General features: G+C 69.8%; 3 protein-coding genes. All 3 read left to right on the forward strand.

From position 1 onward, the window contains the following. The coding region (locus ACFWEP_RS33635) for a PQQ-binding-like beta-propeller repeat protein (RefSeq protein WP_387375943.1) at window positions 1-1,157 on the forward strand (1,157 nt) is incomplete at its 5' end. 302 nt (window positions 1,158-1,459) lie between these two features. Further along, window positions 1,460-2,452 (forward strand): ThuA domain-containing protein, encoded by a 993-nt coding sequence (locus tag ACFWEP_RS33640; RefSeq protein WP_387375945.1) that lies wholly within the window; start codon window positions 1,460-1,462, stop codon window positions 2,450-2,452. 314 nt (window positions 2,453-2,766) lie between these two features. After that, window positions 2,767-2,898 carry a pyrroloquinoline quinone precursor peptide PqqA gene (pqqA, locus tag ACFWEP_RS33645; RefSeq protein WP_387375947.1) on the forward strand — a complete coding sequence of 44 codons (132 nt, stop codon included), beginning with the start codon at window positions 2,767-2,769 and terminating at the stop codon, window positions 2,896-2,898. Window positions 2,899-2,978 lie beyond the last annotated feature (80 nt).

The following is a 2,978-nucleotide window of genomic DNA, read 5'->3' on the forward strand; positions in this document are numbered from 1 at the left end:
TCCTCGCGGACATCCAGATCAAGGGCCGCAAGCGCAGGGTCGTCGTCTACGGCAGCAAGACCGGCATGTACTACATCCTCGACCGCGCGACCGGTGATCCGGTCCACGGGATGGAGGAGCGCCCGGTGCCGCAGCACGCGGCCCAGAAGACCTCGCCCACCCAGCCGTTCCCCGGCGGTGAGCCGTTCGTCGAGACCGAGCCGCGCATCGACAAGGCCACCCGCCCGGTTCCGTTCTACGCCACCGGCGGACTCTTCGAGGTCCACTGGGACCGGCCGACGATCCTCTACCCGGGGGCGGGCGGCGGCGCGGACTGGTCCTCCCCGTCCTTCAGCCACCGCACGGGGCTGGTCTACGTGGGCTACGGCCTGATCAACTCCGCGTACTCCAACACCCACGGCGGCCGGGTCAACACCGCACGCCCGCTCGGCGAGTACTTCGCCGGCGGTGTCGTGGCGGTCGACCCGCGCACCAACACCGTCTCCTGGCGGCAGGAAGGCGACTGGTCGCTGGCCCACGGCAACGGCGTCCTCTCGACCGCGAGCGGCGTTCTCTTCCAGGGGCGTCCCGACGGGGTTCTCACCGCCCTGGACGACGCGAACGGCGAGGAGCTGTGGACCTGGCAGTGCGGCGCGGGCGTCAACACGAGCCCGATGACGTACGAGGTCGACGGCGAGCAGTACGTCGCGGTGCTGGCCGGCGGAAACGGACTGCCCTACCCGGACATCCCCAAGGGTGACCACCTCTGGGCGTTCAAGATCGGCGGGAAGGTCGGACCGGCCACCGCGCCCGTACCCCCGTCGAAGCGCAACCAGATCCGCACCGCGGCGGTCAGCGGCACCACGGCGGGCAACACCGTCACGCTCGGCCGCGTCTGGGACAACGCCAAGGCCGCGCCCGGCGCCACCGAAAGCCTGGTGGCACAGAACGCCATGGCACCTCAGCACCTCGCCATCCCCCGGGGCACCACGGTCACCTTCACCAACCCCGCCTCCAACAAGACCGCTCACGGCGCGGTCGCCTTCTTCGAGGCCGAGTTCGACACCGGGCTGCTCATGCCCGGCGAGTCGTACACGTACACCTTCGACACCCCGGGTGAGTTCTTCTACAACGACCCGGTCTCCCCGCAGAGCACCGGCAAGATCGTCGTCTCCTAGCTCCACGCCCTTCACCGCGCGCCACCTCTCCGCTCGGGCGCCTCGCAGCCCGCCCGGCCCCGTCCGGCCCGGGAGCGACGCGCGAACCGCGACGGACCCGCGGATCCGAGCCGGCCCCGCCTGTGGGCGGGTCTCCTTTCCTGGCCCCGGGCCGACAGCGCGCGCCGACGCGCCTCGCTGTGGCGGAGCCTCTTTCAACACGCACGACCTTGACGGCCGGCGCCTGCGCTTTCCGGCCCCTGGGCACCCGCTGCGGCGGCGTGCCGTTTCGGCGCACCCTCGACACAGAAGAGGACACACCCATGTCAGGAAGAACGCTCCGGGCGCGAGCTCAGAGCACTCGCACGGCCGTGCTCACCACCCTGGGGCTGATGGTCGCCATGGTGGTCGCGCTCATCGCCACCGGAACCCTCAGCGTCGCCCACGGGCGGATCGGCACCGGCGCGAAGGAACTGGGCGACCCGGACTACGGCGTCTGCCGCGGCCTCGACAGCGACTGCTACCACGACTGGGGCAACTTCGACCCGGCCAAGGGCTACCGCATTCTGCTCTACACCCGCACGGCAGGACCCCGGCACGCCAACCTCGGGCCCGCCCTGGCGGCCGGCCTCAACCCGCCGCTGAGCGACGCCAACGTCGTCCAGAAGGCCATGATCAAGCTGGGCGAGACGGGCGGCTTCCAGGTCGACTACACCGAGGACGTCACGCAACTCGCCTCCCCGAACACCCTGTTCAAGTACAACGCGGTCGTCTTCTTCTCCACCAGCCGGGACGCGCTGGACGACTCCGCGCAGACCTCCCTGCGCCAGTACATCCGGGGCGGCGGCGGCTTCGTCGGCATCCACAACGCCTTCGGCACCGAATACAACTGGCCCTGGTACGAGGGCCTGTTGGGCAACGCCAACTTCTACGACCACGGCGCCGCACAGCCGGGCACCGTGCAGACGGTGGAGCGCAAGGACGTCTCCACCAAGGAACTCCCGGCCCGCTGGAACTTCAGCGACGAGTGGTACAACCTCGTGCCCTCCCCGACCAAGGTGCGAGTTCTTGCCAAGGTGGACGAGAGCACGCTCGCCAAGGGCGTGGCCGGCAACTACAACCACCCCGGCCACGGTGACAACCACCCGGTCGCCTGGTGCCAGTACTACGACGGCGGCCGCTCCTGGGTCACCACCCTGGGCCACGACGCCAAGGAGTTCACCACCGACGGCTCCTTCGCGGGCGCGACCGAGTTCCAGAAGCTGATCGTCGGCGGCATCCAGTCCGCCGCTGGAATGAAGCCCTTCTGCAAGTAGCCCGAGGCGCACCTCCGGGCAGGTCAGCGGCACGGCACACCGCTCCGCCGACCTGCCCGGACCGTGCGGGCGGCAGGGAACGGATCATCTCTGTCCCACCCCTTGCCACTGCCGCACACCATGTCTAGCGTATGGAAAGTCCCACCTGGCGGATCGTTGAAGCCACCCAGTGGTTGCGCGGTGATCTCCGTGGCAATCCGTACCGCTGACAGCGCGGGCCTCCCCGCCCGATGCACGACCCGCGAACAACCGCCCTCATGGCGGCTCGCGGCTCCGCACCAGCCATCTTCACCCCGTCCGGAAGGAACACCGACATGCTCGAGTCCACCACCGACGCCACCACCCAGCCGGCCGACACCACCACGCCCGCGAGCTGGAGCACGCCGGACTTCACGGTCGTCGACACGGCCATGGAAGTCACCGCCTACTCCCTCAACGCCCTCTAGAAGAAGGCCCCGTGCTGCTGCTCACCCTGGGCACAGCGGCGGGTGGAGGCGTTCCCCAGTGGAACTGCGCGTGCCCCGGT

Source organism: Streptomyces sp. NPDC060198, assembly GCF_042728415.1.
In the GTDB taxonomy this organism is placed as follows: domain Bacteria; phylum Actinomycetota; class Actinomycetes; order Streptomycetales; family Streptomycetaceae; genus Streptomyces.